Source organism: uncultured Marivirga sp. (assembly GCF_963974845.1).
In the GTDB taxonomy this organism is placed as follows: domain Bacteria; phylum Bacteroidota; class Bacteroidia; order Cytophagales; family Cyclobacteriaceae; genus Marivirga; species Marivirga harenae.
Genome location: NZ_CAXBEQ010000001.1, coordinates 721,865 through 742,384, shown reverse-complemented (window position 1 = coordinate 742,384; position 20,520 = coordinate 721,865). Strand labels below are relative to the sequence as shown.

The following is a 20,520-nucleotide window of genomic DNA, read 5'->3' as shown; positions in this document are numbered from 1 at the left end:
TATTGTTTAAAGCGTATTGAACTGATGTTTAAGATAACTACCTAACAACAGAAATAGTTTTTTGGAATCAGGAACTCTAACTCTTTCTTCCAATATTTTGTTAGGTGGAAAACGCTTAATTTTATCAAATAACTTCAAATAATAAGTATACGCTAAATACACGCCCCATCTTGCGCCTCTAGGAAGTTTTACGATACCCTCATAAGCGTGGTCGAAATCTTTTTGAATATCATCTTCAATTTTTTCCTTATGGGAAACCGAAAAGTCGTTGAAATCTACTCCAGGAAAGTACACCCTCCCTCTTTCATAATAATCAGACTTAATATCTCTCAAGAAATTTACCTTTTGGAAAGCAGACCCTAAACTTTTGGCCGGTGGTAATAACTGTTGATATTCCTCTTCATTTCCATCGCAGAAGATTTTTAAACACATCAAACCGACCACTTCAGCAGAGCCGTAAATATATTCCTCATATGAAGATTGCTGATAATCAATATCTTGCAAATCCATCTCCATGCTATGCAAAAAAGCCTCAATAAGTAAATGGTCAATTTGATACTCATTCACTACCATTTGAAAGCAATGTAAAACAGGGTTTAAGCTGATTTGCTGCTCAATCGCTTCATAAGTTTGCTTCTTAAAATCTTGTAATAGAGCAGCTTTGTCTTTTTCATGGAATGTATCTACAATTTCATCTGCATATCTCACAAAACCATAGATAGCAAAAATGGGATAATGAAATTTTTTATCAAGGCTTTTAATACCTAAACTAAAGGATGTGCTGTAACGGTTAGTAATCAGCTTACTACATTCAAAAGTAGTTTGATTAAATAGTTCTTTAGCATTCATGCCTTTACATCTTATTTAAATCTTTCATCACCTCTTTTCCTACAACTTGACCAGAAATCAAAGACGGTGGAACTCCTGGACCAGGCACAGTTAACTGACCTGCATAATAAAAGTTTTTCAGCTTTTTATTTTTTAAAGCAGGCTTCAAGATTGCCGTTTGCTTTAAAGTATTCGCTAAGCCATATGCATTCCCTTTAAATGAATGATAATCATCGATAAAATCATTATGAGCATAACTACGCTTATAAGTTACATATTTCTTAATGTCTTCTCCTAATATTTTCTCCATTCTATCCATAATAAGCTCATAATACTTGTCTCTAATTTCCTCATTATCTTCAAGACCGGGAGCCACAGGCATTAAAATAAATAAATTTTCCTTGCCTTCAGGTGCAACGGTATGGTCCGTTTTGGAAGGTGCACTAACATAAAATAATGGAGCTTCAGGCCACCTTGGTGTTTCATAAATTTCCTTTGCGTGAGGACCAAAATCATGATCGAAGAATAAATTATGATGGACTAATCCTGCAACTTTCTTATCAACTCCCAAATAGAATATCAAAGACGAAGGAGCCATGGTTCTATTTTCCCAATACTTAGTATCGTAATTCCTGAAATTCTCTGGAAGTATGGATTGATCAGTATGTTCATAGTCAGCAGAAGAAACGACAACATCTGCCTCATAAGTGGCATTTTTGGTTACAACTCTTTTGGCCAACTTTCCTTCACAATCTACAGATATAACCTCTTGATCAGTAATGAAAGTAACTCCCTTTTCTTCAGCCAACTTCACCATTCCTTCCACAATCTTATGCATTCCGCCCTTTGGATACCAAGTTCCAAGACTGATGTCAGCATAATTCATTAAACTGTATAATGCTGGGGTATTTTCAGGAAGAGCACCCAAAAACAAAATTGGGAATTCCATTAAACGGATAATCCTATCGTTTTTGAAGAATTTTCTCACATGGCTATATATGGAAGAAAAAATATCCATTCTCAGCATATCAAGAAGTAACTTCAGACTCATAAATTCGGTCAAGGAGCGTCCCGGTTTATAGACCAAGTCATTTATTCCTTTTTCATACTTATAGGCAGCTTGTTTCAGGAATCTATCGAGTTGTGCACCACTTCCCTCCTCGAGTGTTTCCAGCATATTTTTGAATTCCTGCATATTGGCAGGCACTTTTAAAATATCATCTTTTCCGAAAACTACATGATAAGATGGGTCTAGTCTTTGGAGATCGTAATAATCTGATACTTTCTTTCCAAAAGTCTCAAAATATTTTTCAAATACATCGGGCATCCAATACCAGCTTGGACCCATATCAAAAGTAAAGCCCTCAGCTTTGAACTGACGGGCTCTCCCTCCTAAATCCTTATTTTTTTCTAAGACTGTTACATCACAGCCCTCATTGGCAAGGTAAGTTGCAGTAGATAAACCTGCAAAACCAGAACCAATTACTACTATCTTTTTATTTGCCATTAACTTTTCAAATTATGCATAAATCTTTAATGCATCTTTTAACTCTTTTCTGGCAATATGGATTCTATTTTTCACAGTTCCTATCGGAATTTCTAATTTCTCTGCTATTTCATGATATTTAAAACCTCTAAAATGCATCATGAATGGATCTTTATAAACATCATCTAATTTTGAAATTTGGCTTACGATGTCTGCCATGGCAAATGAGCCATAGGCCGAATTTTGAGCAATATTTTCAGTGGAATTAATGAAGTGCAAATTTTCGGTAGTATCAATGAAAGTCTTTCTTCTCACCATTCTCTGGTAATTAGTAATGAATGTATTTTTCATTATAGTAAACAACCATGCTTTCAAGTTAGTCCCTTCAGAAAACTTTTCTCTGTTTGAAAATGCTTTTAATACAGTTTCCTGAATTAAATCATTTGCCTGCTCCATGTCTTTCGTCAACCTTAAAGCGAACGGTTTCATGGATTTTGTCATGTTGTTAATCGCGTAACCAAATTCTAATGCTGTCATGATTGTCAGTGTTTAATGTTGTTTAACAAATCTATACTTTAATTAAACAATAACCAAATCTTTTGTTTAATTTTTTTTCTTCTACATTAAACATTTTGATACCGGTTATATCAAAAATAGATTCAAATACGCTCCAAATACCCTTAAAGGCATATTTTAAATGTATCGACATAAATTATAAAAGTTTAACTTATGTTGAACAAATATCTAAAATAAATCAATAATAAATAAAACAGTGATTCAAATGAGTGTTTAAGAAAATAATATCACGCACAGGTATTAAATATTGAGCATAAAAAAAGCCACCCCATAGGGTAGCTTGTAAATGATAAGTCAATAAGAATTTTATTCGTACCTCATATTCTTCTGTCCTTCAGGTCTTTTCGGACTAAGCTCGATATCTTTCTCGTTGATAAAATCAATTAGATCCTCCATTTTCATAATAAACTCAACATTCTTCTTTCTCTTAATATCTTGTCCTATTACTTGAAATCCCCCTACAAACATGGTGGCACTACTAAACAAATCTGCAACTTCATCTATATATTCCTGCACTTCCGATTTTTTCGGTGCTGCCGTACAAATTGTCAGAACATAATCTGGTTCGTGTATTTCCTTAACAGAGTATAAATCTGCTTTAGGTAAATTCTGCCCTAAATAGATCACTTTAAACTTTCTAGCTCTTAATAAGAAAGCGGCAAACATTAACGAAAGTTCATGTAATTCACCCTCAGGCAAATATAATAACCATTTCCCTTTTGACTCTCGTTCTGTAACATATTGTCCATCAATAGCCACTGTCATTTTTTGACGAATTAGGTTAGAAATGAAATGCTCCTGGGCTGGTAGAATACTACCCGTTTGCCAAAGCATTCCTATTTTAGCCAAAAAAGGATAGATGATATTCAGCATAGTCCTTTCGAAACCATACTTCAAAATATTATTGTTTAAGATACTTTCAAACCTATCTTCATCCATATCAATCATACTCAGAGTAAGTGAGTTAATTTGATCTGGAAATCTCAGATTGGTTTCTGCAATCTTGAGGACCTCCTGACTGAGCTCCTCTTCATTCATTTTAGCAATTTTGGATATTTTGTACCCGTTCTCTTTGAGTGTGCTAATGTTTAGAACCAATTTTAAATCATCATCACTGTAGTAACGAATGTTGGTATCGGTTCTTTTCGGCTCTATGAAATTATAGCGCTGCTCCCATATTCTTAGCGTATGGGCTTTAATGCCTGATAAGTGTTCTAAATCTTTAATTGAATAACTGCTCACGTTGCTTCTCTCCTTTCTACTTACCTGTTTAAATTAAAGTATATTTGTATTTTTATTAATATTGCGGATTGATAAGTAAAAAAAATAACCACATGTCATTGAAAATGTTTTAAGATTCAATAACAATGTGTCAAATTTGTAAAAAAAATCTGACAAACGCCATGATTATTTATAATGTTACAATAAATGTAGAGAAAGAGGTAGAATCAAGCTGGCTTTCATGGATGAAAGAAGTCCATATTCCAGACATTTTAGCTACTGGATTTTTTCACGAACATAAAATACTTCGCTTATTAAACGAAACCGAGAATGAGGGTGAAACTTATGCCGTGCAGTATTTCACTGATGAACTTGAAAAGCTTGAGAAATATATGACAGAAGATGCTCCAAGATTGAGAGATGAGCATTACAAAAAATTTCAAAACAAGTGTGTTTCCTTTAGGACTTTCTTGGAAACTGTTTAGTACAATTTTCAATATATCGAAATCTAATAAAACCTGTCAGGTTTTCGATTGTCCAAATTATGAAACTATGGAGAATGTCACATTCTAAGATATTTAAACCTGACAGGTTTGTACTATGAATTTTGTTTGTTTATAGACTTTATAAACATTTCTACCAAACGATATACTAAAAACAGCCACGGAGCCCCATGCATTAGCAAATCGAAATAATCGCCCGCTTGCATGCCTTCTCCTCCACCTAAAATCCAGCGAAGTTTACCAAAGAAATGAGGTTCTGGGAAATATGGAGCTAATCCTAAAGTCAAAACTGCCAAAATAGGCAATACTAATTTATTATTTTTCATTTCGATTACTTAATTGATCAATTTGTGATATGATTGTATTAGGATCAACGACTCCCGCCTGTCTCCACTTGATTTGACCATTTTGAAACAAAATCAAAGTGGGAATACTTTGAACTTTATACTTTTGAGAAGCCTGTTGATTTTTATCCACGTCCACTTTGATCACTTTGACTTTTCCCTTCATTTTCTGAGCCACCTCTTTTAAATAAGGAGCCATCATTTTACATGGACCACACCAGTCGGCATAAAAATCGACCAAGACAGGTGTTTCACTCTTAATTAAATCTCCAAAACTTCCCATGTTATTCATTTACTGGATATCCTAAAATATCCAATTTTTCTTTGACCGTAGATATTGGAGTGTTACCATTGCTACTATACTCGAGCTTACCTGTTGAAATATCTATACTTTTTACTTCAACTCCTTCTAATTCGCCTAAGCCATTTTTGATAGCATCTGCACACCCTCCACATTTTACGTTTTTAACTAATAATGATTCCATCTCACTTCACTTTTTATACTGGTTCCAAGCCTGGATTCCGCCATCCAAATTGAATAATTTATCGAAGCCATTACTAGCCATAAAACCACAAGCAGTACTGCTTCTGTTTCCACTTCTGCAATACACTAAATACGTTTTATCTCTATCCAATGCCTTGATGTCCTCTGCAAATGACGGGCCCATGATATTAATCACCTTAGCACCTTCTATAAATCCTTCCGCTTCTTCTTCTGGAGAACGAACATCAATTATTTCCGTGTTTGTCTCTTTTGAAAGCTTATCAAATTCTTCTGCACTAATATTTTTGTGGTTCATAATTATTATTTAAAAAATTGAACATTATTTGTACAAAGATACGGTTTTTGGTTAGGCTTTGTTTGTAACGGTAGTTACAATTATTGTCATAAGGGTAGTAAGCAACCTTTTGATGCGGAAATGTGTCCTATTTATATGAAAAACTGCATAATATTTTCGATGATTTTGTTATCTTTCCTTAGTTGTAAAGAAGAAATGAAAAGCGATTTAGATACTGACGTTATCAAAGTAACATTAGATGGAACAGAATTATATGAGTATAAATTTGGCGATACTCGACCGGTTGAAGGTGGTTATGACATACGGAAACAAGCACAAAATTTTCAGAAAAGTGAAATCAATTGGGCAACATACCACTATCAAGCTAAAGAAGGATTTAAAGGAACTGAAACAGTAGAAATTGTATTGTTTGGTAGTCCTGGAGACGGAAATTTCACGGATTACCAAAAATGGGTATTTGAAATCAGAGTGAAATAGATTATTTAAAAATAATAAGATGAAACTTAAATTATTGATTGTCTCCCTTTCCTTATTTTTTATTAGTTGTAAAGAAGAAAGTATAGACAGCGATATTGAAACTGAAGTTATTAAAGTCACACTTGAGGGAACTGAATTATATGAATATAGCTTTGGTAGTACTTTTCCTGCAGAAGGTGGGCGTAGTATTAGAAAACAAGCTAAAAAATATCAAATCAGTGAGATAAAATTAATAGAAAAAGAATTGCTATTTAGATTCAGGGCTAAAGAAGGTTTCAAGGGGTCTCAAACTGTGGAGATTATAGAAAGAGGCAGTATTGGGGACAACAATTTGAAAGATTATTATAGATGGGTATTTGAATTTGAAATAGAATAACTTCCTGAAATTTTCATTCAGGAAGTTATTGCATTTATTATTTACCATAAAGCGACTTACCTGCTTCATAATATTTATCGCCCTCAGTCCAGAAAGGAGTTTCCTCATCATTTGCAATCAGTCGAGCCGATAGAACAAAAGCTCTGAAAAACTGCTCCATATAATCATAGTCTATGCTTTCAGGATTGTCAGATTGCTGATGGTAATATTTACCGATTTCTGCATCAAAAGCAGTAAAACCCAAACTAAAGGTTGGGGCAGGAATACCTTTTCTGGCAAAATTAACATTGTCACTTCTGTCAAACAGCCCTTGCTCTCCAGCAGGATCATCAATAGCTTTCAAACCAAAGGCCTCTGAAGCCTTTTTAATATGTTTTCCAGCTGTAGTTCTTCCCAATCCAATTATCGTGGTTAAACTGGTATCATTATAGCCTCCATTATCACTATTGAAGCAATAAACCATTTGATCTAATGGAATTAAAGGATTTTCCACATAGTATCTGCTACCCAACAAGCCCTTTTCCTCTGCAGTAAATAAAATAAACAAAGCAGAACGCTTAGTCGGATTCTTGGCAATGCTTTCAGCAGCACTCATCACAGTAACGACTCCTACAGCATTATCGCGGGCACCATTGTAAATAGAATCTCCTTCAGCATTAGATTTCCCAATACCCAAGTGATCATAATGAGCTGAGTAAATTATGAATTCATCTTTAAGCTCAGGATCAGTTCCTTCAACCATCCCTACCACGTTTTTAGAAGGAACTGGCAATTGCATTGATTTCCCAATGGTAATGCTCAATTCCGGCTTTTTTCTTTTATCAAGCTTTTCTAACCATTTTTTATTGGTATCATTTACCCACAGCTTAAAAAAACTTTCTTCTGTTTCTTGAGATGCAAACCCGAGCGATGATCCTCTACCCATGAAACTTTGAAAAGTCTTCCAGTTATCTGGGTTTTCAGTATGTAATTCCACTATTCCGATTGCTCCTGCTTCCTTGGCCAATCCTGATTTTTTGCCACTGGCCTGGTAGACAAATCTATAATGTTGATTATCCTCTTGGCCAGCCAAAACTACTGCAATTTTCCCTTCAAGATTATCCTTTTCAAAGTCTTCTTCTGTTCCGTAATTCAAAAAAACATAATCAGAATTTATATTTACATCTGAACCTTCTACCCTTATTAAATCTTCTTCTAAAACTGACTCACTTCCGATTTGAAGTGCGTAAGCATCTGGAGCAATTTTTTGCACCAAAGGCACTTCCTGAAAATAGCCTTCTGTTGCTCCTTTAACCGGTGAGACCCCGTATCTTTGAAAAGTAGTAGAAATATAGCGTGCTGCAACATCTATTCCGGGAGTTCCTGTTTCTCTTCCTGCTAATTCATCTGAAGCCAGAAAATATATATGTCCTTTAATAGTACTTTTTTTAATAGTATTTTTCACTAAATCAGCCTCTTCTTGGGCAAGCACATAAAAAGAGCTTACCAATAAAGCTCCAATAATCCAGATTTTTTTAGTCATGTTTGATAAGTTTATATTTATGATAAAGATAATTCTTTTAAAGCCTCTTGTGAGTTTTGTTTTTTAGAAATCATTATAACTACAGCAGCGGTCACAAACATCAATAAGCTGTAAATGGCGGCTGGCACCGCCATTTGTGTATTATTTAAAATCGCTGGGCTTAAAGCCAACGCAATTGCCAAAGTTCCGTTTTGAATCCCTGTTTCAATGGCGATGGAGCTTCTTTGTCTCTTGTTTAAGCCAAATAATTTACCTAAAACAAAGCCCATTAACAATGCCGTTATATTCAATATGATTGCTGCAACACCAGCCTGCTCAAAGTAGGGAATAATACTCTCCCTCTCTTTCAATATTGCCGCCAATAAAATAAGAACAAAGAAAAAAGTTGAAATTATATTCATCGCCTTTTCAGACTTAACTGCAAAACGAGGACGTTTTTTCTTGATGACCATTCCAATTATGACAGGGAAAATGGTCACTAAAAATATTTGAATAAAGGTTTTGAAAAATGGAAGTGATATTGCCTTCTCTTCTGTCATATAATACGCTAATGCAATGTTTAACAGAATCGGAATACTGAAATTAGTAATGATACTGCTGATGGCCGTTAAACTTATGGATAATGCTAAATCCGCCTTAGCTAAATGAGAAATGAGATTTGAGGTAGCTCCTCCCGGACAAAGTGAAATTAGTATTAATCCAACTGCTAGCTCGGGTATTGTAAACATTAAAGCGGCCAATCCGAAACCTATTAAGGGTAGAAGTATTAATTGGCAAACTAAGCCAATCACTGCCGCTTTTGGATAAAGCGCTATTTTTTTAAAATCGCTGGGTGTTAGGGTCATGCCCATTCCAAGCATAATAATCCCCAAGGCCAAAGGTAAAAATATTGCAGTTACAGCGCTTTGTTCCATAATAGTCAGTTTTTGACTGTAAAATGCTGAATTTATTTCTCATCTGCAATCAGCTATGTAAAAATCAAGCGTCTGATCGCTTAAGAAGTGCTTGATTGATATTCTTTACTAAACGTGGCCCTTCATAAATAAAGCCTGTATAAAGTTGTACTAAACTGGCTCCAGCATCTAATTTTTCGAGTGCATCTTCGGCCGACATGATACCTCCAACACCAATAATAGGGAAAGCTTGACTTGATTTTCTACTAAGATATCTAATAACTTCAGTTGCCCTTTTTCCGAGAGGTTTCCCACTCAATCCACCATTTCCAATTTCATTTACTTTATTTGCGGGAGATTTCAACCCATCTCTACTGATAGTAGTATTCGTGGCTATTACTCCAGCAATTTTTGTTTCCCTAACAATTTCAATTATATCGTCCAACTGTTGATCCGTTAAGTCAGGAGCAATCTTTAATAAAATAGGCTTAGCTTTTGTTTGCTTCTGATTTAATTCCATCAAATGATTTAACAATTGCATCAATGGCTCTTTCTCCTGTAGCTCTCTTAATCCGGGAGTATTGGGAGAACTTACATTCACCACAAAGTAATCTACATAAGGATAAAGTTGAAGAAAGCACTTTTCATAATCATTAAATGCTTCCTCATTAGCAGTAACTTTATTTTTACCAATATTTCCACCAATGATGATATCGCTTTTGCGTTTCTTCAATCTTTCGATAGCTTGTTCAATCCCCTGGTTATTAAAACCCATTCTGTTAATTATACCATGATCTTCCGTCAGGCGAAACAAGCGCGGTTTCGGATTACCGGATTGAGCTTTAGGAGTTATGGTTCCTATTTCAATAAAGCCAAATCCCAAGGAAGCCAATTCATCAATTAACTTAGCATCCTTATCGAAACCTGCTGCTAGCCCCACAGGATTGGGAAATTTTAAACCAAATAATTCTTGCTCAAGCTTTGGTGATTTTACTTGAAATAAACTTCTATTTAAAGACTTTACTCCAGGAAAATTGAAAAGGAGTTTTGTTAACGAAAAGGTAAGATGATGGGCTTTTTCAGCAGATAGTTGAAATAATAGAGGTCGGATTATGGATTTATACATTAATTCAAGGTCAGAAAATTCAAATTCTTTATTGAATTACAAAGTTCTGACTTAGATTTTATAAATCCTTGTTTTTGATTAAAAAAAATAATTCAATCCAAAAAAAATGAATTAAAGCCCCTGTAATTGAAGGAGCTTTAAAATTATATAAACTTCTTAATTGACATCAATCCCAGCTCATTTCTTCATCATCTTCATCTCTGTCAAACTGAGTGAAGTCGAATTCAGGCATTAAATCGGTTTTGATATGGTCTACTGTTTCGCCTAAAGCATTAACGAATTTATTAAAATCTTCCTTGTACAAGAATATTTTGTGCTTCTCAAAAGTAAATCCATCATCTTTGGGTTTCCTTTTGCTTTCGGTAATGGTCAAATAATAATCGTTGGCTTTTGTTGTTCTTACATCAAAGAAATAAGTTCTTTTTCCAGCCCTTACTCTCTTCGAAAATAATTCTTCCTGTTCTCTTTCCATAAACTCTTTCACTAATCTATCTAAATGTTGTTTTTAATTATTTGGCTTAAATATAGTACAATGCCTTACACTTTTGCAAATTGCCCTTATTAAATTGCCAAAACATAACTTTAAATAAATAAGTATATAATATTTATGGACATATCATTAGAAAACCTTCCTGAAATTCCATCATTGGATTTATTGGCCAAGCAATTGGTTGAAGGATTTATTACTGGGATGCACAAATCTCCTTTCCATGGATTCTCGGTTGAGTTTGCTGAACATAGATTATACAATACTGGGGAAAGCACTCGTCATATTGACTGGAAGGTTTATGCTAAAACTGATCGGCTTTACACCAAAAGGTATGATGAGGAAACCAATCTTAGAGCCTATATTTTATTGGACAATAGTTCTTCTATGTATTACCCGACTCAAAATAACGGGAAGATCAGATTTAGCATTTTGGCCGCTTCAACCTTGGCGTACTTATTACAGAGACAAAGAGATGCAGTGGGCTTGATCAGCTTTTCAGATAAAATAGATGTATTTACTGAAGCAAAATCAACGAGGGCACATCTGCAAAACCTATTTGTTCATTTGCAGAACATATTACAACAGACCCAACAGCACAAAAGCACAGAAATCAGTCAAAGTCTGCATATCGTAGCTGAAAAAATCCATAAAAGGTCTTTGGTAATCATTTTTAGTGACCTCATGACAAAGTCGGAGCAACTAGAAGAGTTTTTTAAATCCATTCAACATATCAAACATCGCAAACACGAAGTTCTGTTTTTTCAGGTAAATGAACCTTCTACTGAATTGGATTTTGATTTGGAAGATCGCCCTTATGTTATAGAAGATTTAGAAACTGGCCAAAAGCTGAAGCTAAATCCTTCGCAAATCAAGGAAACCTATCACGAAAAAGTGGAGGACTACTATAAACAGATTGCATTGAAGTGCCATCAGTATAAAGTTGACTTAACCAGAGTGGACATCAATGACAATATTCAAAAAGTTTTGGCTGAGTTCTTAATTAAAAGGAATAAAATGAATTAGTCTTTTTATTGATTTATCTAAACCAATTGAAGCAAACGGTGTTTTTCAAATCATTTACTTTTACTTAATATTAAAATATGTTTACAGGAATTATTGAATCATTAGGAGAAATAGTATCAGCAGATAAAGAGAATAGCAATTTAATTCTGACGGTCAAAAGCGATATCTCTAGTGAATTAAAAATAGATCAAAGTATTTCCCACAATGGTGTTTGCTTAACAGTAACGGAATTGCATCCAGATGCACACACAGTGGTTGCAGTAGATGAGACGCTTAAAAAATCTTCAATTGGAAATCTTCAAAAAGGAGATTTTGTGAACTTGGAACGCTGCATGATCATGAACGGCAGATTGGATGGCCATATCGTTCAAGGGCATGTCGATGGAAAGGGAAAATGTCTCAGTATTAATGATGAAGATGGGAGTTGGATATTTACCTTTTCTTATGATTCTTCTGAAAATGTATTGGTAGAAAAAGGGTCCATTTGCATAAATGGTGTCAGTCTAACTTGTTTTGATGTGACAGATGAAAAATTTAGTATTGCCATAATTCCCTATACTTTTGAACACACAAACTTCAAAAAAATGAAAAAAAACGATGAAGTGAACTTAGAATTCGATATAATTGGGAAATATGTACATAAACTAATAAATAAAACCAACTAACCAATTACAATATGGCTTCAGAATTGAATTGCATGATAGTGGATGACGATCCCATTTTCAGACAATATATTGCCAAACAAATCAAGGAAACTAATGGCCTAAAATTAGTTACCGAGGCTGAGAATGCTAATAGTGCTCTTGATTTATTAGAAGAACATGAGGTAGATATTATATTTCTTGACGTGCAAATGCCTGAAATGACTGGCATTGAGTTAACTCAACGATTAAATAATGGTTACGAGGTCATTCTTGTGACTGCAAATGATAGCTACGCGGTTGATGCCTTCGAGCAAAAAGTAACTGACTATCTTGTTAAACCATTTGAGTATGAAAGATTTGTTCAAGCCATCAACAAGGCGCAAAGAAACATTGAAGCCTTCCGTAAGAAAAAGAATATAATAGAGCATATTTTCATCAAAAGTGATGGGAAAATTGTCCATTTAAGACTACAGGACATACTCTTTGTTGAGGCTTTAGCTGATTATGTTGTAATTAATACTGAGGCTAAGAAATATATTGTACATCACACCATGAAAGGAGTTGAGAAAAAATTACCCGTTCATCGATTTGTGCGAGTACATAGATCTTTTATAGTCAACATAGAAAAAATAGATCATATAGAAGATTTGACTGTTCATATTAAAGTCAAGGCGATCCCGATTGGCGCTTCCTACAAAGAGGCTTTATACAATACCATGAATTTTCTCTAAGTGATTAGGGAAAATTCTTTTGTATAGTTGGAAGGTGACTATTGCCGCCAACACCCCTAAAATCGCTCCCATAATGATGTCTCCCGGATAGTGAACTCCCACATAAATTCGGGAATATGAAACCACCACAGCCCAAGCTATCATAATTTTTGCATAACTATTTCTATAGATAAACCACAGGAAAAAAGCCAAAGCAAAAGTATTAGAGGCATGACTGGAAGCAAATCCATATTGTCCTCCACAACCTTTAACCATATGAACAAGTCCTTGAATGGCGGGATCATGACAAGGCCGCAATCTCTCAAAGAAAGGTTTAAAAAAACCGGATGCTGCCTGATCTGCTAAGGTTATTAGTAATGCAAAAGCCAATATCATAGACCAACTTTGCCATTTCAATTTTCTGATAACAAGAAACAAAATAAGGGCATACAAAGGAATCCATGGGTTTCGCTTGGTAATAAAAAGCATGATAGGATCTAACCAATCAGCATGAAGCCCATTAAGCCAAAGGAATAATTGTTGATCGAGTTCTATCAATGATTCTATCATTCTGTAAAAATTTGAGGAAAATTAATGCTAAACTTAGAAATGACCTAAAAAGAATCTATTGAATATTGACCCAATCTACCTCTTTCTTTAATAAAGCCATAGTTTCTATCTCAAAATCCTTTTCTGCTTGGTAATCATATGCCCAATTGGCTTGGGGCGGCATGCTCATGAGAATGGATTCTGTTCTTCCGTTGGTTTGCAGACCGAATTTAGTTCCTCTGTCCCAAACTAAATTAAACTCCACATATCTTCCTCTTCTTAAGTACTGCCATTTCTTATGTTGTTCAGAAAAGCTTTTTTCTTTATTGATTTCCATCAAATGACTGTAAACAGGAGCAAACAGATTGCCTACATCTTGAACAAAGGCAAAAACATCTTCCTTACTATGTTTTTCATTTTCCACTAGGCGATCAAAGAAAATGCCTCCTACCCCACGGGTCTCATTTCGATGCGGTAAATAAAAATAGTCATCTGCCCATTTCTTGAATTTCGGATAATAATCAACATCATGTTTGTCACAGACTTTCTTAATTTCCTGATGGAAATATTGCGCTTGAGATTGATCAATAATATGGGGCGTAAGGTCAATTCCTCCTCCGAACCAATAAGTACCATTGCTCAATTCGAAATAGCGCACATTCATATGAATGATAGGTACCATGGGGCTAAATGGATGCATTACAATGGAAACTCCCGTGGCAAAGAAATTCAAATCATCAGTATTGTCAGCATCAATTTCTAGGGTTTTCAATAAACCTTCAGGTGCTGGGCCTTCAACCGCTGAGAAATTCACTCCTGCTTTTTCGAGTATATTTCCATTTTGCAATAATCTAGACTTTCCACCACCGCCTTTCGCATGTCTCCACTCATCTACTTCAAACTTTCCTTTTCCATCAGTGGCTGAAATTTGATCGCAAATATTAGCTTGGAGCTCCTGAAAAAAATGTCCTATGGATGCTTTGTCAGTATTCATTACAACGGCTTATAAAAATTTAGAAACAGAATTCATTAATTCTTCCAAATATTTCTGATCGATTTCATCAAAAGTATTAAGCTCATCACTGTCAATGTCTAAAACCATAGCTACCTCTTGATCTTTAAATGCAGGGACTACTATTTCAGACTTAGAAGCTGAACTGCAGGCAATATGTCCAGGGAAAGCTTCCACATCTGGAATCACCAAAGTTTTACCTTCTGCCCAAACCGATCCGCAAACCCCCTTTCCTTTTTGAATGCGAGTACAAGCTATAGGCCCTTGGAATGGCCCCAACACTAATTCTCCATTTTTTACAATGTAAAACCCAATCCAAAAGTAACCGAAAGCTTCTTTAAGGGCAGCAGTTATATTAGCCAAATTTGCCACCACATCTTCTTCGCCATCCACTAAAGCATTTATTTGTGGAATTAATGCCTTGTATTTTTCTTCTTTGGAGGCGTTCACATCTATTAGTAATGATTCTGACATATAATGAGATTTATGGATTCTAGATTTAAGATTAAAGACTATTTTTTTTGATAAATACTTAAAGCATCAGTTTGTTTTTCATCAATGATATTTTTCTGAAAAACGAGTCTATGCTTTTTTAGTTGAGGGGATTGAATTCCTTTTTGAAAATTAACTGGAGCTTTAAAAACTCTTGCTTCATCCCAAAGATCTGCGTCAATGAAAGCCTGCAAAGTTTGTGCTCCTCCTTCTACTAAAACTGATTGAAACTGTTGCTGAAAGAGATATCCCATCATTTCATTTAAAAAATTTTCTTGTCCCAACTGAATTGCATCAACTCCATTCAAATTCCTCTTTTCAGATTTAGTATGAAAAAGAATTGTTTTTTGGTTTTTATCAAAAATTTTCAGCTTATCCCTTAAAGCTAATTGATGATCAATAACTAATCGAACGGGATTTTTACCTGACCAATCTCTAGCTGTCAATTGAGGATCATCAAATTTGACCGTATTTTTCCCTACCAAAATAGCATCAAGTTCTGTACGCCATTTATGAACCATTTGACGAGATAGCGCATTACTGATCCATTTGGAGTCAAAATTCTCTCTTGCTACAAATCCATCTGCAGTTTCAGCCCACTTCAAAACTATAAAAGGTCTTTCTTTCTGCATGAAAGTGAAGAATGCTTTATTTATCTCCAGACACTCTTGCTCCAAAACACCTGCTTCGATCTGAATTCCTGCTTTTTCAAGAATTTCAATTCCTTTACCTGCTACCAAGGGATTAGGATCAACAGCGCCAATCACTACTTTTTTCAGCTGTTTCTCTACTAATAATTCCGCACAAGGTGGTGTTTTGCCATAATGAGCACAAGGTTCCAGCGTAACATAAGCAGTGGCTGATTTCAACAATTCCTGATCTTTTACAGATCGAATGGCTAAAACTTCTGCATGAGGTTCTCCTGCTTTTTGATGCCAACCTTCTCCAATTACTCTACCCTTCAACACAATTACACAACCCACCATCGGATTGGGGCTTACAGTTGATTTACCGTAAGAAGCCAATTGCAAGGCTCGTTGCATAAAATGTTCATCTTGTTTGCTCATCGTTGGCAAAACTAAATAAAAAATCATGAACTTTGAGGAAAGCATTCTGAAATGACTAGCAAACAATTATTTGAAAATATAAAAACTCCAATTGCTGAATTTGAAGCACAGGGAGAAGCAGAGGCCATAACCTTTTTAATCCTCGAACAACTGTTTCATATCTCAAGAATGGATGTATTGGTGGAAAAAAAAATTGAGATTAGTAGTGAAACAGATGAGAAATTAAAGTCTATGCTTGACCAGCTGAAAAGTGGGCAACCTATTCAACATATTTTGGGAAAGGTTGAGTTTTATGGAAGACAATTTTTGGTGAATCCTAATGTCCTGATTCCCAGAAGGGAAACAGAAGAGTTAGTCCATCTGATTTTGGAAAGACATTTTGATTTAAGCGAACAACTTATAGTAGATGTTGGTACTGGAAGTGGTATTATTCCTATTACAATAGCAAAAGAAAGGAAACATTGTGAAGTGTACGGAATAGACATTAGCTCAGCCGCATTGGCAACTGCTAAAAGAAATGCAGACCTAAACCACGCTCAAGTAAGTTTCATTCAAGCTGATATTTTAACAGAAGAGCCCAATTTACCAAAAGCCAATATTTGGGTAAGCAATCCGCCTTACGTAATGGAGAAGGAAAAGGCAGAAATGGAGGCTAAAGTCTACGACCATGATCCTACTACAGCGCTTTTTGTACCTGACCATGATGCATTGATTTTTTATGAGAGAATTGCTCAATTGGCATATAATAATTTAATATTAGGGGGTGAATTGTATTTCGAGATTAATGAGCAATTTGGTAAAGAGGTAAAAGCAATAATGGGAGATTGCGGCTTTAAAGAGATAGTAATTAAAAAGGATATGCAGGAGAAGGATCGCTTTGTTTTGGGGAGAAGATGAAGCTCACAGGAGACAGAAAATGCACAGAAAGAAAATGGATTTTAGCTTCCCATAAATATAACAAAGCTAGTTAATAATGAAAGCTGGGTAAGAATAATTAATTATTGACAGATTATTGCATCTCATATCCATTTCCTATATTTAAGTCTTAAAACTCTTTCTGTGAGCTTCTGTGTTTTCTGTGAGAGAATTTATATAACACATAATTTATTATGAAAAAAACAGCATTTATAACAGGCGCAACTTCAGGTATTGGTCATTCTACTGCCGTACTTTTAGGTGAAAACGGATATAGAATTATTGCAACTGGCAGACGGCAAGAGAGACTAGATGAATTAAAAAAAGATCTAGAAAAACATACTGAAATCCATACGCTGAATTTTGACGTTCGCGACCAAAAAGCTGTAGTGGATGCGATTGAAAGCCTACCGTCAGAGTGGCAAAATATAGACTTACTGATTAACAATGCTGGAAACGCACATGGTTTGGCATCAATTGAAAATGGAAGTATGGAAGATTGGGAAGCGATGATTGATATTAACGTTAAAGGTCTTTTATATGTATCTCAACCTATTATCAATAAAATGATCACACAAAAATCAGGGCATATTATTAATATTGGATCTGTTGCTGGAAAAGAGACTTACCCCAATGGAAATGTGTATTGTGCCTCTAAACATGCGGTAGATGCTTTGAACAGTTCCATGAGAATGGATTTAAATAAATATGGAATCAAAGTTTCTCAAGTAGCTCCGGGTTTAGTTGAAACCGAGTTCTCACTTGTAAGATTTAAAGGAGATGAAGATCGCTCAAAATCAGTTTATGAAGGCTTTGACGCCCTAAAGGCTGAAGACATAGCAGATTTGATATTATTTATGGCTACTCGACCTGCACATGTAAATTTGGCTGATGTTTTGATTTTCCCTACAGCTCAAGCTGCTTCGACTATGGTAAATAAATCCTGAATTGATGATAAGATAAGGAATGAATAAAATTCCTAATCGAAATCTAGCCTCCTTCTCTAATTAAAATTATCGCGTTGAGCTATTATCTCATTAATCTTATTCTTCAAATCTTCTTTTTGCTCGGAGCTCAAAATACTGCCATCAGATAGCTGCGTGCTCATTAATCTAATGATTTCGTCTAACTCTTCGCAGGAATTAAATAATTTATCCATCAAATCTTGAGTCTTAGGATCGGTAGATTCCATCCTTATCAAATCCGTCAGACCTAAGATTCTGGCAAGTGGCGCACGAAGTAAATGTGAATTGATAAATGCATATTCCGTGAGTTGATAGTTTCTTTCCTCCAACTCAGTAGTTCGATTTTGACCATTAAATCCAAGCCATCGTTCATAGATGTAAGCTCTTCATTCGCATGATTTAGTTCGTCTACAGTACTTCGTAATTCCTCTGTCCTTTCACTTACTAATTCTTCCAAGCTTGTAGAGTATTTTTTTAGTTTTTTACCATAATTGAATTGAACCAAAAATAAAGTCACTACAAGTAAAGATGTTATGAACTCAAAGTAGAGAGATCGTCTCAATTCATCATAAAAAGTTGTAAAAGGGGTATTGTTCAATCCTAATGCTTGATTCGTAACAATAAAAATAGGTATTAAAAAAACAGCGTAATAGATGATGATTCCTATTGAACAGAAAAAAATACTCTTTAATACATAATCAGAATATTGCTTAATGACCAAGTGATAAAAAACACCAAAAAAAGCCAACCCACCCGAATGCATTAAGATGGTGGAGTAGATAGAACCTTGCTCAGGGGTTGTTAAAGCGGAAATTACAACAGTGATAATTAGATAGATAGGATTAGTGATATAAAATACACTAATTAACAATGGGATTTCATTCAAACTGCTGATTGCGGCAGTAAAACCAGGGATATTAAATTTAACTAAGCTCAGAAGGGTGGAAAGCAATCCAAATATCAAGCTGAGCAAGATATCTTTAAAATGCTGATTATTTACTATACTTTTATCCAACCAATTGAAATTAAATAAGAAACTTTATTGAACGCAACTTAACTACCTTTGTTTAAATCTTGTATCACTTCTGAGGCCTTATCAAAATCATTGGCGTTAACATACAAATCCACCGCATTTGAAGACGATCCAAAACCAGCCAACGTAGCTGATTGAAAATCATTTTTAACCATTGAGTGAATCCCTATTTTGTTCAATTCATCTTGAAGTAAATTAATGTTGATTTCCGTATCACTATGAATCCTTACTATATCACTTTGTTGGTTTTTCATAAATTAAAGATAGGGAATATATTGAATAATCATATTTAAACCTTTAGATCCCTATATTAGGTTAATAACCGTGCAAATCAATATCGGATATGTCTTTTAACTCAATTTTGTTCTTCATTTTCTTTTGTATTACCTCAAAGTGAGACTGTTCTTCAGGTGAAATAAGTGAAATAGCTATTCCTGAATGCTCTGCCCTACCAGTTCTTCCTACTCTGTGAAGAAAATCCTTAGGTGATCGAGGTAATTCATAGTTGATTACAAAAGGTAAAAATTCAATATCGATACCCCTAGATAAAAGGTCAGTAGTTACCAATACATTGATTTTTCCTCCCTTAAAATCTTGCAAAGATTGATTACGTGCACGCTGACTTTTCTTGCTATGAACTGCCACAGCAACAACTCCGTTTTTTCTCAATTTATCGGCAACTTTGTCTGCTGTATTTATAGAAGAAGTGAACACCATTACCTGTTTCAGATCTTTCGACTTTACTAAATACCGAAGAAATGGTCCTTTTTGATAGTCGTCAACTGCATAGGCTGACTGGTCAATCAACTGAATTTTTTCTTCCCTGTGCTGTAGATGTACAATAGCAGGTTTATTGAGATATAGTTGATTAAGTTTCTGAATATCAGGGCTTAAAGTAGCTGAAAATAATAATTTTTGAGCTGTACCGGGAATGAGTTTCAAAATCTTATCAAGCTCAACTTTAAAATTAGTGCTCAATAGTTTATCTGCTTCGTCCACCACCAAAAGTTCTAAAGCGCTTAATTTTAGAGCATTAGAAGACACCAAATCCAGTAACCTACCTGGCGTAGCAATTAATATTTTAACCTCTCCCATCGCCTGCATTTGCGGATTGATAGAAGTGCCACCAAATACAGCCAAAGTTTTACTATTGTTTCTATTTACATCAACAAAAAGTTTAAAAACCTCTAAAACTTGTTGTGCCAATTCACGAGTAGGCACCAAGATTAAAACTTGAGGCTGACGATTTCTCCCTTCCGGAAAAAGGTTAAGCTTGGTAAGAATGGGTAAAATATAGGCTAGGGTTTTTCCAGATCCTGTTTTAGCAATACCTAAAACATCTTGCCCCTTTAATGCTAATGGAATAACTTCCTTCTGAATAGGAAATGGGGTTTTAATGTTCTGTTTTACTAAAGAATTAGAAAGAGAAATAGGCAAATCAAAGGATGCAAAAGACATAAACAGGGGT

28 protein-coding genes are annotated in these 20,520 nt (G+C 34.9%); 8 read left to right on the top strand and 20 right to left on the bottom strand.

The window, feature by feature from the left end; translation table 11 throughout:
• Positions 1-6 precede the first annotated feature (6 nt).
• The 4 genes from AAC601_RS03325 to AAC601_RS03310 all read right to left on the bottom strand — a co-directional run bounded on the left by AAC601_RS03325 (position 7) and on the right by AAC601_RS03310 (position 4,132).
• The gene (locus AAC601_RS03325; RefSeq protein WP_340152470.1) at positions 7-849 is read right to left on the bottom strand and encodes a phytoene/squalene synthase family protein; all 843 of its coding nucleotides are present in this window, start codon (positions 847-849) and stop codon (positions 7-9) included.
• Between the two features lie 4 nt (positions 850-853).
• Positions 854-2,335, bottom strand: coding sequence for a phytoene desaturase family protein (crtI, locus tag AAC601_RS03320; RefSeq protein ID WP_340152469.1), 1,482 nt, complete (start codon positions 2,333-2,335; stop codon positions 854-856).
• Positions 2,336-2,347: 12 nt separating this feature from the next.
• Positions 2,348-2,851 carry an RNA polymerase sigma factor gene (locus tag AAC601_RS03315; protein WP_303268185.1) on the bottom strand — a complete coding sequence of 168 codons (504 nt, stop codon included), beginning with the start codon at positions 2,849-2,851 and terminating at the stop codon, positions 2,348-2,350.
• A gap of 345 nt (positions 2,852-3,196) precedes the next feature.
• Entirely contained in the window at positions 3,197-4,132 is a 936-nt protein-coding gene (locus tag AAC601_RS03310) for a MerR family transcriptional regulator (RefSeq protein ID WP_303268184.1), read from the bottom strand.
• Between the two features lie 161 nt (positions 4,133-4,293).
• On the opposite strand from AAC601_RS03310, the gene AAC601_RS03305 reads away from it, so the two are divergent.
• Positions 4,294-4,596 (top strand): DUF4286 family protein, encoded by a 303-nt coding sequence (locus AAC601_RS03305; RefSeq protein ID WP_303268183.1) that lies wholly within the window; start codon positions 4,294-4,296, stop codon positions 4,594-4,596.
• 113 nt (positions 4,597-4,709) lie between these two features.
• On the opposite strand, the gene AAC601_RS03300 is transcribed toward AAC601_RS03305, so the two are convergent.
• The 4 genes from AAC601_RS03300 to AAC601_RS03285 are packed head-to-tail and all read right to left on the bottom strand — an operon-like array spanning position 4,710 to position 5,758.
• Positions 4,710-4,940, bottom strand: a complete 231-nt coding sequence (locus AAC601_RS03300) for a hypothetical protein (RefSeq protein ID WP_303268182.1) — start codon at positions 4,938-4,940, stop codon at positions 4,710-4,712.
• Positions 4,930-5,241 (bottom strand): thioredoxin, encoded by a 312-nt coding sequence (gene trxA / locus AAC601_RS03295; RefSeq protein ID WP_303272103.1) that lies wholly within the window; start codon positions 5,239-5,241, stop codon positions 4,930-4,932. The genes AAC601_RS03300 and trxA overlap by 11 nt, the downstream gene beginning before the upstream one ends.
• Before the next feature lies 1 nt (position 5,242).
• Positions 5,243-5,443 (bottom strand): heavy metal-associated domain-containing protein, encoded by a 201-nt coding sequence (locus tag AAC601_RS03290; protein WP_303268181.1) that lies wholly within the window; start codon positions 5,441-5,443, stop codon positions 5,243-5,245.
• Between the two features lie 6 nt (positions 5,444-5,449).
• Entirely contained in the window at positions 5,450-5,758 is a 309-nt protein-coding gene (locus AAC601_RS03285; RefSeq protein WP_303268180.1) for a rhodanese-like domain-containing protein, read from the bottom strand.
• Positions 5,759-5,953: 195 nt separating this feature from the next.
• Between AAC601_RS03285 and AAC601_RS03280 the strand changes: the two genes are divergently transcribed.
• Together AAC601_RS03280 and AAC601_RS03275 are read left to right on the top strand one after the other, a co-directional pair.
• Positions 5,954-6,235 (top strand): hypothetical protein, encoded by a 282-nt coding sequence (locus AAC601_RS03280; RefSeq protein ID WP_303268179.1) that lies wholly within the window; start codon positions 5,954-5,956, stop codon positions 6,233-6,235.
• Positions 6,236-6,254: 19 nt separating this feature from the next.
• Complete coding sequence (locus AAC601_RS03275) at positions 6,255-6,611, top strand: hypothetical protein (RefSeq protein WP_303268178.1); 357 nt, start codon at positions 6,255-6,257, stop codon at positions 6,609-6,611.
• A gap of 37 nt (positions 6,612-6,648) precedes the next feature.
• Here the strand turns inward: AAC601_RS03275 and AAC601_RS03270 are convergent, their stop codons facing one another.
• From AAC601_RS03270 to AAC601_RS03255, 4 genes are all read right to left on the bottom strand, one after another.
• Positions 6,649-8,133, bottom strand: a complete 1,485-nt coding sequence (locus tag AAC601_RS03270; protein WP_303268177.1) for a M28 family peptidase — start codon at positions 8,131-8,133, stop codon at positions 6,649-6,651.
• Positions 8,134-8,150: 17 nt separating this feature from the next.
• Positions 8,151-9,047, bottom strand: coding sequence for a bile acid:sodium symporter family protein (locus tag AAC601_RS03265; protein WP_303268176.1), 897 nt, complete (start codon positions 9,045-9,047; stop codon positions 8,151-8,153).
• A 64-nt stretch (positions 9,048-9,111) separates the two neighbouring features.
• Positions 9,112-10,152 (bottom strand): quinone-dependent dihydroorotate dehydrogenase, encoded by a 1,041-nt coding sequence (locus AAC601_RS03260; RefSeq protein ID WP_303268175.1) that lies wholly within the window; start codon positions 10,150-10,152, stop codon positions 9,112-9,114.
• A gap of 166 nt (positions 10,153-10,318) precedes the next feature.
• Entirely contained in the window at positions 10,319-10,624 is a 306-nt protein-coding gene (locus tag AAC601_RS03255) for a DUF3276 family protein (RefSeq protein WP_303268174.1), read from the bottom strand.
• A gap of 135 nt (positions 10,625-10,759) precedes the next feature.
• On the opposite strand from AAC601_RS03255, the gene AAC601_RS03250 reads away from it, so the two are divergent.
• The 3 genes from AAC601_RS03250 to AAC601_RS03240 all read left to right on the top strand — a co-directional run bounded on the left by AAC601_RS03250 (position 10,760) and on the right by AAC601_RS03240 (position 13,040).
• Entirely contained in the window at positions 10,760-11,665 is a 906-nt protein-coding gene (locus AAC601_RS03250; protein WP_303268173.1) for a DUF58 domain-containing protein, read from the top strand.
• Between the two features lie 77 nt (positions 11,666-11,742).
• Positions 11,743-12,330 carry a riboflavin synthase gene (locus tag AAC601_RS03245; protein WP_303268172.1) on the top strand — a complete coding sequence of 196 codons (588 nt, stop codon included), beginning with the start codon at positions 11,743-11,745 and terminating at the stop codon, positions 12,328-12,330.
• A gap of 11 nt (positions 12,331-12,341) precedes the next feature.
• Positions 12,342-13,040 carry a LytTR family DNA-binding domain-containing protein gene (locus AAC601_RS03240; protein WP_303268171.1) on the top strand — a complete coding sequence of 233 codons (699 nt, stop codon included), beginning with the start codon at positions 12,342-12,344 and terminating at the stop codon, positions 13,038-13,040.
• On the opposite strand, the gene AAC601_RS03235 is transcribed toward AAC601_RS03240, so the two are convergent.
• Genes AAC601_RS03235 through ribD form a run of 4 tightly spaced genes read right to left on the bottom strand, consistent with a single transcriptional unit; the run spans position 13,014 to position 16,139 of the window.
• On the bottom strand, positions 13,014-13,589 hold the full coding sequence (locus tag AAC601_RS03235; protein ID WP_303268170.1) for a phosphatase PAP2 family protein: 576 nt from the start codon (positions 13,587-13,589) through the stop codon (positions 13,014-13,016). The two genes, AAC601_RS03240 and AAC601_RS03235, sit on opposite strands and share 27 nt — an antisense overlap.
• 55 nt (positions 13,590-13,644) lie before the next feature.
• On the bottom strand, positions 13,645-14,562 hold the full coding sequence (gene hemF, locus AAC601_RS03230) for an oxygen-dependent coproporphyrinogen oxidase (protein WP_340152468.1): 918 nt from the start codon (positions 14,560-14,562) through the stop codon (positions 13,645-13,647).
• A 9-nt stretch (positions 14,563-14,571) separates the two neighbouring features.
• Positions 14,572-15,054 carry a GAF domain-containing protein gene (locus tag AAC601_RS03225; protein ID WP_340152467.1) on the bottom strand — a complete coding sequence of 161 codons (483 nt, stop codon included), beginning with the start codon at positions 15,052-15,054 and terminating at the stop codon, positions 14,572-14,574.
• A gap of 38 nt (positions 15,055-15,092) precedes the next feature.
• Positions 15,093-16,139 carry a bifunctional diaminohydroxyphosphoribosylaminopyrimidine deaminase/5-amino-6-(5-phosphoribosylamino)uracil reductase RibD gene (ribD, locus tag AAC601_RS03220; protein WP_340152466.1) on the bottom strand — a complete coding sequence of 349 codons (1,047 nt, stop codon included), beginning with the start codon at positions 16,137-16,139 and terminating at the stop codon, positions 15,093-15,095.
• A 51-nt stretch (positions 16,140-16,190) separates the two neighbouring features.
• Between ribD and prmC the strand changes: the two genes are divergently transcribed.
• A complete protein-coding gene (gene prmC, locus AAC601_RS03215; protein WP_340152465.1) occupies positions 16,191-17,036 on the top strand; it encodes a peptide chain release factor N(5)-glutamine methyltransferase in 846 nt (281 codons plus the stop codon).
• Between the two features lie 212 nt (positions 17,037-17,248).
• Positions 17,249-18,001 (top strand): SDR family NAD(P)-dependent oxidoreductase, encoded by a 753-nt coding sequence (locus tag AAC601_RS03210; RefSeq protein ID WP_340152464.1) that lies wholly within the window; start codon positions 17,249-17,251, stop codon positions 17,999-18,001.
• 56 nt (positions 18,002-18,057) lie between these two features.
• Here AAC601_RS03210 and AAC601_RS03205 read toward each other — a convergent pair whose 3' ends face one another.
• The 4 genes from AAC601_RS03205 to AAC601_RS03190 all read right to left on the bottom strand — a co-directional run bounded on the left by AAC601_RS03205 (position 18,058) and on the right by AAC601_RS03190 (position 20,510).
• Positions 18,058-18,213 (bottom strand): hypothetical protein, encoded by a 156-nt coding sequence (locus tag AAC601_RS03205; protein ID WP_340152463.1) that lies wholly within the window; start codon positions 18,211-18,213, stop codon positions 18,058-18,060.
• Between the two features lie 53 nt (positions 18,214-18,266).
• Positions 18,267-19,034 carry a hypothetical protein gene (locus AAC601_RS03200; protein ID WP_340152462.1) on the bottom strand — a complete coding sequence of 256 codons (768 nt, stop codon included), beginning with the start codon at positions 19,032-19,034 and terminating at the stop codon, positions 18,267-18,269.
• Positions 19,035-19,072: 38 nt separating this feature from the next.
• Positions 19,073-19,306: a DUF2007 domain-containing protein gene (locus tag AAC601_RS03195; protein ID WP_340152461.1), complete on the bottom strand. Its 234-nt coding sequence runs from the start codon at positions 19,304-19,306 to the stop codon at positions 19,073-19,075.
• A 61-nt stretch (positions 19,307-19,367) separates the two neighbouring features.
• Complete coding sequence (locus AAC601_RS03190; RefSeq protein ID WP_340152460.1) at positions 19,368-20,510, bottom strand: DEAD/DEAH box helicase; 1,143 nt, start codon at positions 20,508-20,510, stop codon at positions 19,368-19,370.
• Positions 20,511-20,520: the final 10 nt, after the last annotated feature.

Coding starts and splice junctions, on each gene's coding strand:
- prmC (WP_340152465.1), top strand. CDS start 16,191: ATGACTAGCAAACAATTATTTGAAAATATAAAAACTCCAATTGCTGAA.
- AAC601_RS03265 (WP_303268176.1), bottom strand. CDS start 9,047: ATGGAACAAAGCGCTGTAACTGCAATATTTTTACCTTTGGCCTTGGGG.
- AAC601_RS03245 (WP_303268172.1), top strand. CDS start 11,743: ATGTTTACAGGAATTATTGAATCATTAGGAGAAATAGTATCAGCAGAT.
- AAC601_RS03240 (WP_303268171.1), top strand. CDS start 12,342: ATGGCTTCAGAATTGAATTGCATGATAGTGGATGACGATCCCATTTTC.
- AAC601_RS03300 (WP_303268182.1), bottom strand. CDS start 4,940: ATGAAAAATAATAAATTAGTATTGCCTATTTTGGCAGTTTTGACTTTA.
- crtI (WP_340152469.1), bottom strand. CDS start 2,335: ATGGCAAATAAAAAGATAGTAGTAATTGGTTCTGGTTTTGCAGGTTTA.
- AAC601_RS03260 (WP_303268175.1), bottom strand. CDS start 10,152: ATGTATAAATCCATAATCCGACCTCTATTATTTCAACTATCTGCTGAA.
- hemF (WP_340152468.1), bottom strand. CDS start 14,562: ATGAATACTGACAAAGCATCCATAGGACATTTTTTTCAGGAGCTCCAA.
- AAC601_RS03305 (WP_303268183.1), top strand. CDS start 4,294: ATGATTATTTATAATGTTACAATAAATGTAGAGAAAGAGGTAGAATCA.
- trxA (WP_303272103.1), bottom strand. CDS start 5,241: ATGGGAAGTTTTGGAGATTTAATTAAGAGTGAAACACCTGTCTTGGTC.
- AAC601_RS03190 (WP_340152460.1), bottom strand. CDS start 20,510: ATGTCTTTTGCATCCTTTGATTTGCCTATTTCTCTTTCTAATTCTTTA.
- AAC601_RS03270 (WP_303268177.1), bottom strand. CDS start 8,133: ATGACTAAAAAAATCTGGATTATTGGAGCTTTATTGGTAAGCTCTTTT.
- AAC601_RS03195 (WP_340152461.1), bottom strand. CDS start 19,306: ATGAAAAACCAACAAAGTGATATAGTAAGGATTCATAGTGATACGGAA.
- AAC601_RS03250 (WP_303268173.1), top strand. CDS start 10,760: ATGGACATATCATTAGAAAACCTTCCTGAAATTCCATCATTGGATTTA.
- ribD (WP_340152466.1), bottom strand. CDS start 16,139: ATGAGCAAACAAGATGAACATTTTATGCAACGAGCCTTGCAATTGGCT.
- AAC601_RS03205 (WP_340152463.1), bottom strand. CDS start 18,213: ATGGATAAATTATTTAATTCCTGCGAAGAGTTAGACGAAATCATTAGA.
- AAC601_RS03325 (WP_340152470.1), bottom strand. CDS start 849: ATGAATGCTAAAGAACTATTTAATCAAACTACTTTTGAATGTAGTAAG.
- AAC601_RS03275 (WP_303268178.1), top strand. CDS start 6,255: ATGAAACTTAAATTATTGATTGTCTCCCTTTCCTTATTTTTTATTAGT.
- AAC601_RS03315 (WP_303268185.1), bottom strand. CDS start 2,851: ATGACAGCATTAGAATTTGGTTACGCGATTAACAACATGACAAAATCC.
- AAC601_RS03235 (WP_303268170.1), bottom strand. CDS start 13,589: ATGATAGAATCATTGATAGAACTCGATCAACAATTATTCCTTTGGCTT.
- AAC601_RS03290 (WP_303268181.1), bottom strand. CDS start 5,443: ATGGAATCATTATTAGTTAAAAACGTAAAATGTGGAGGGTGTGCAGAT.
- AAC601_RS03280 (WP_303268179.1), top strand. CDS start 5,954: ATGAAAAGCGATTTAGATACTGACGTTATCAAAGTAACATTAGATGGA.
- AAC601_RS03225 (WP_340152467.1), bottom strand. CDS start 15,054: ATGTCAGAATCATTACTAATAGATGTGAACGCCTCCAAAGAAGAAAAA.
- AAC601_RS03255 (WP_303268174.1), bottom strand. CDS start 10,624: ATGGAAAGAGAACAGGAAGAATTATTTTCGAAGAGAGTAAGGGCTGGA.
- AAC601_RS03210 (WP_340152464.1), top strand. CDS start 17,249: ATGAAAAAAACAGCATTTATAACAGGCGCAACTTCAGGTATTGGTCAT.
- AAC601_RS03285 (WP_303268180.1), bottom strand. CDS start 5,758: ATGAACCACAAAAATATTAGTGCAGAAGAATTTGATAAGCTTTCAAAA.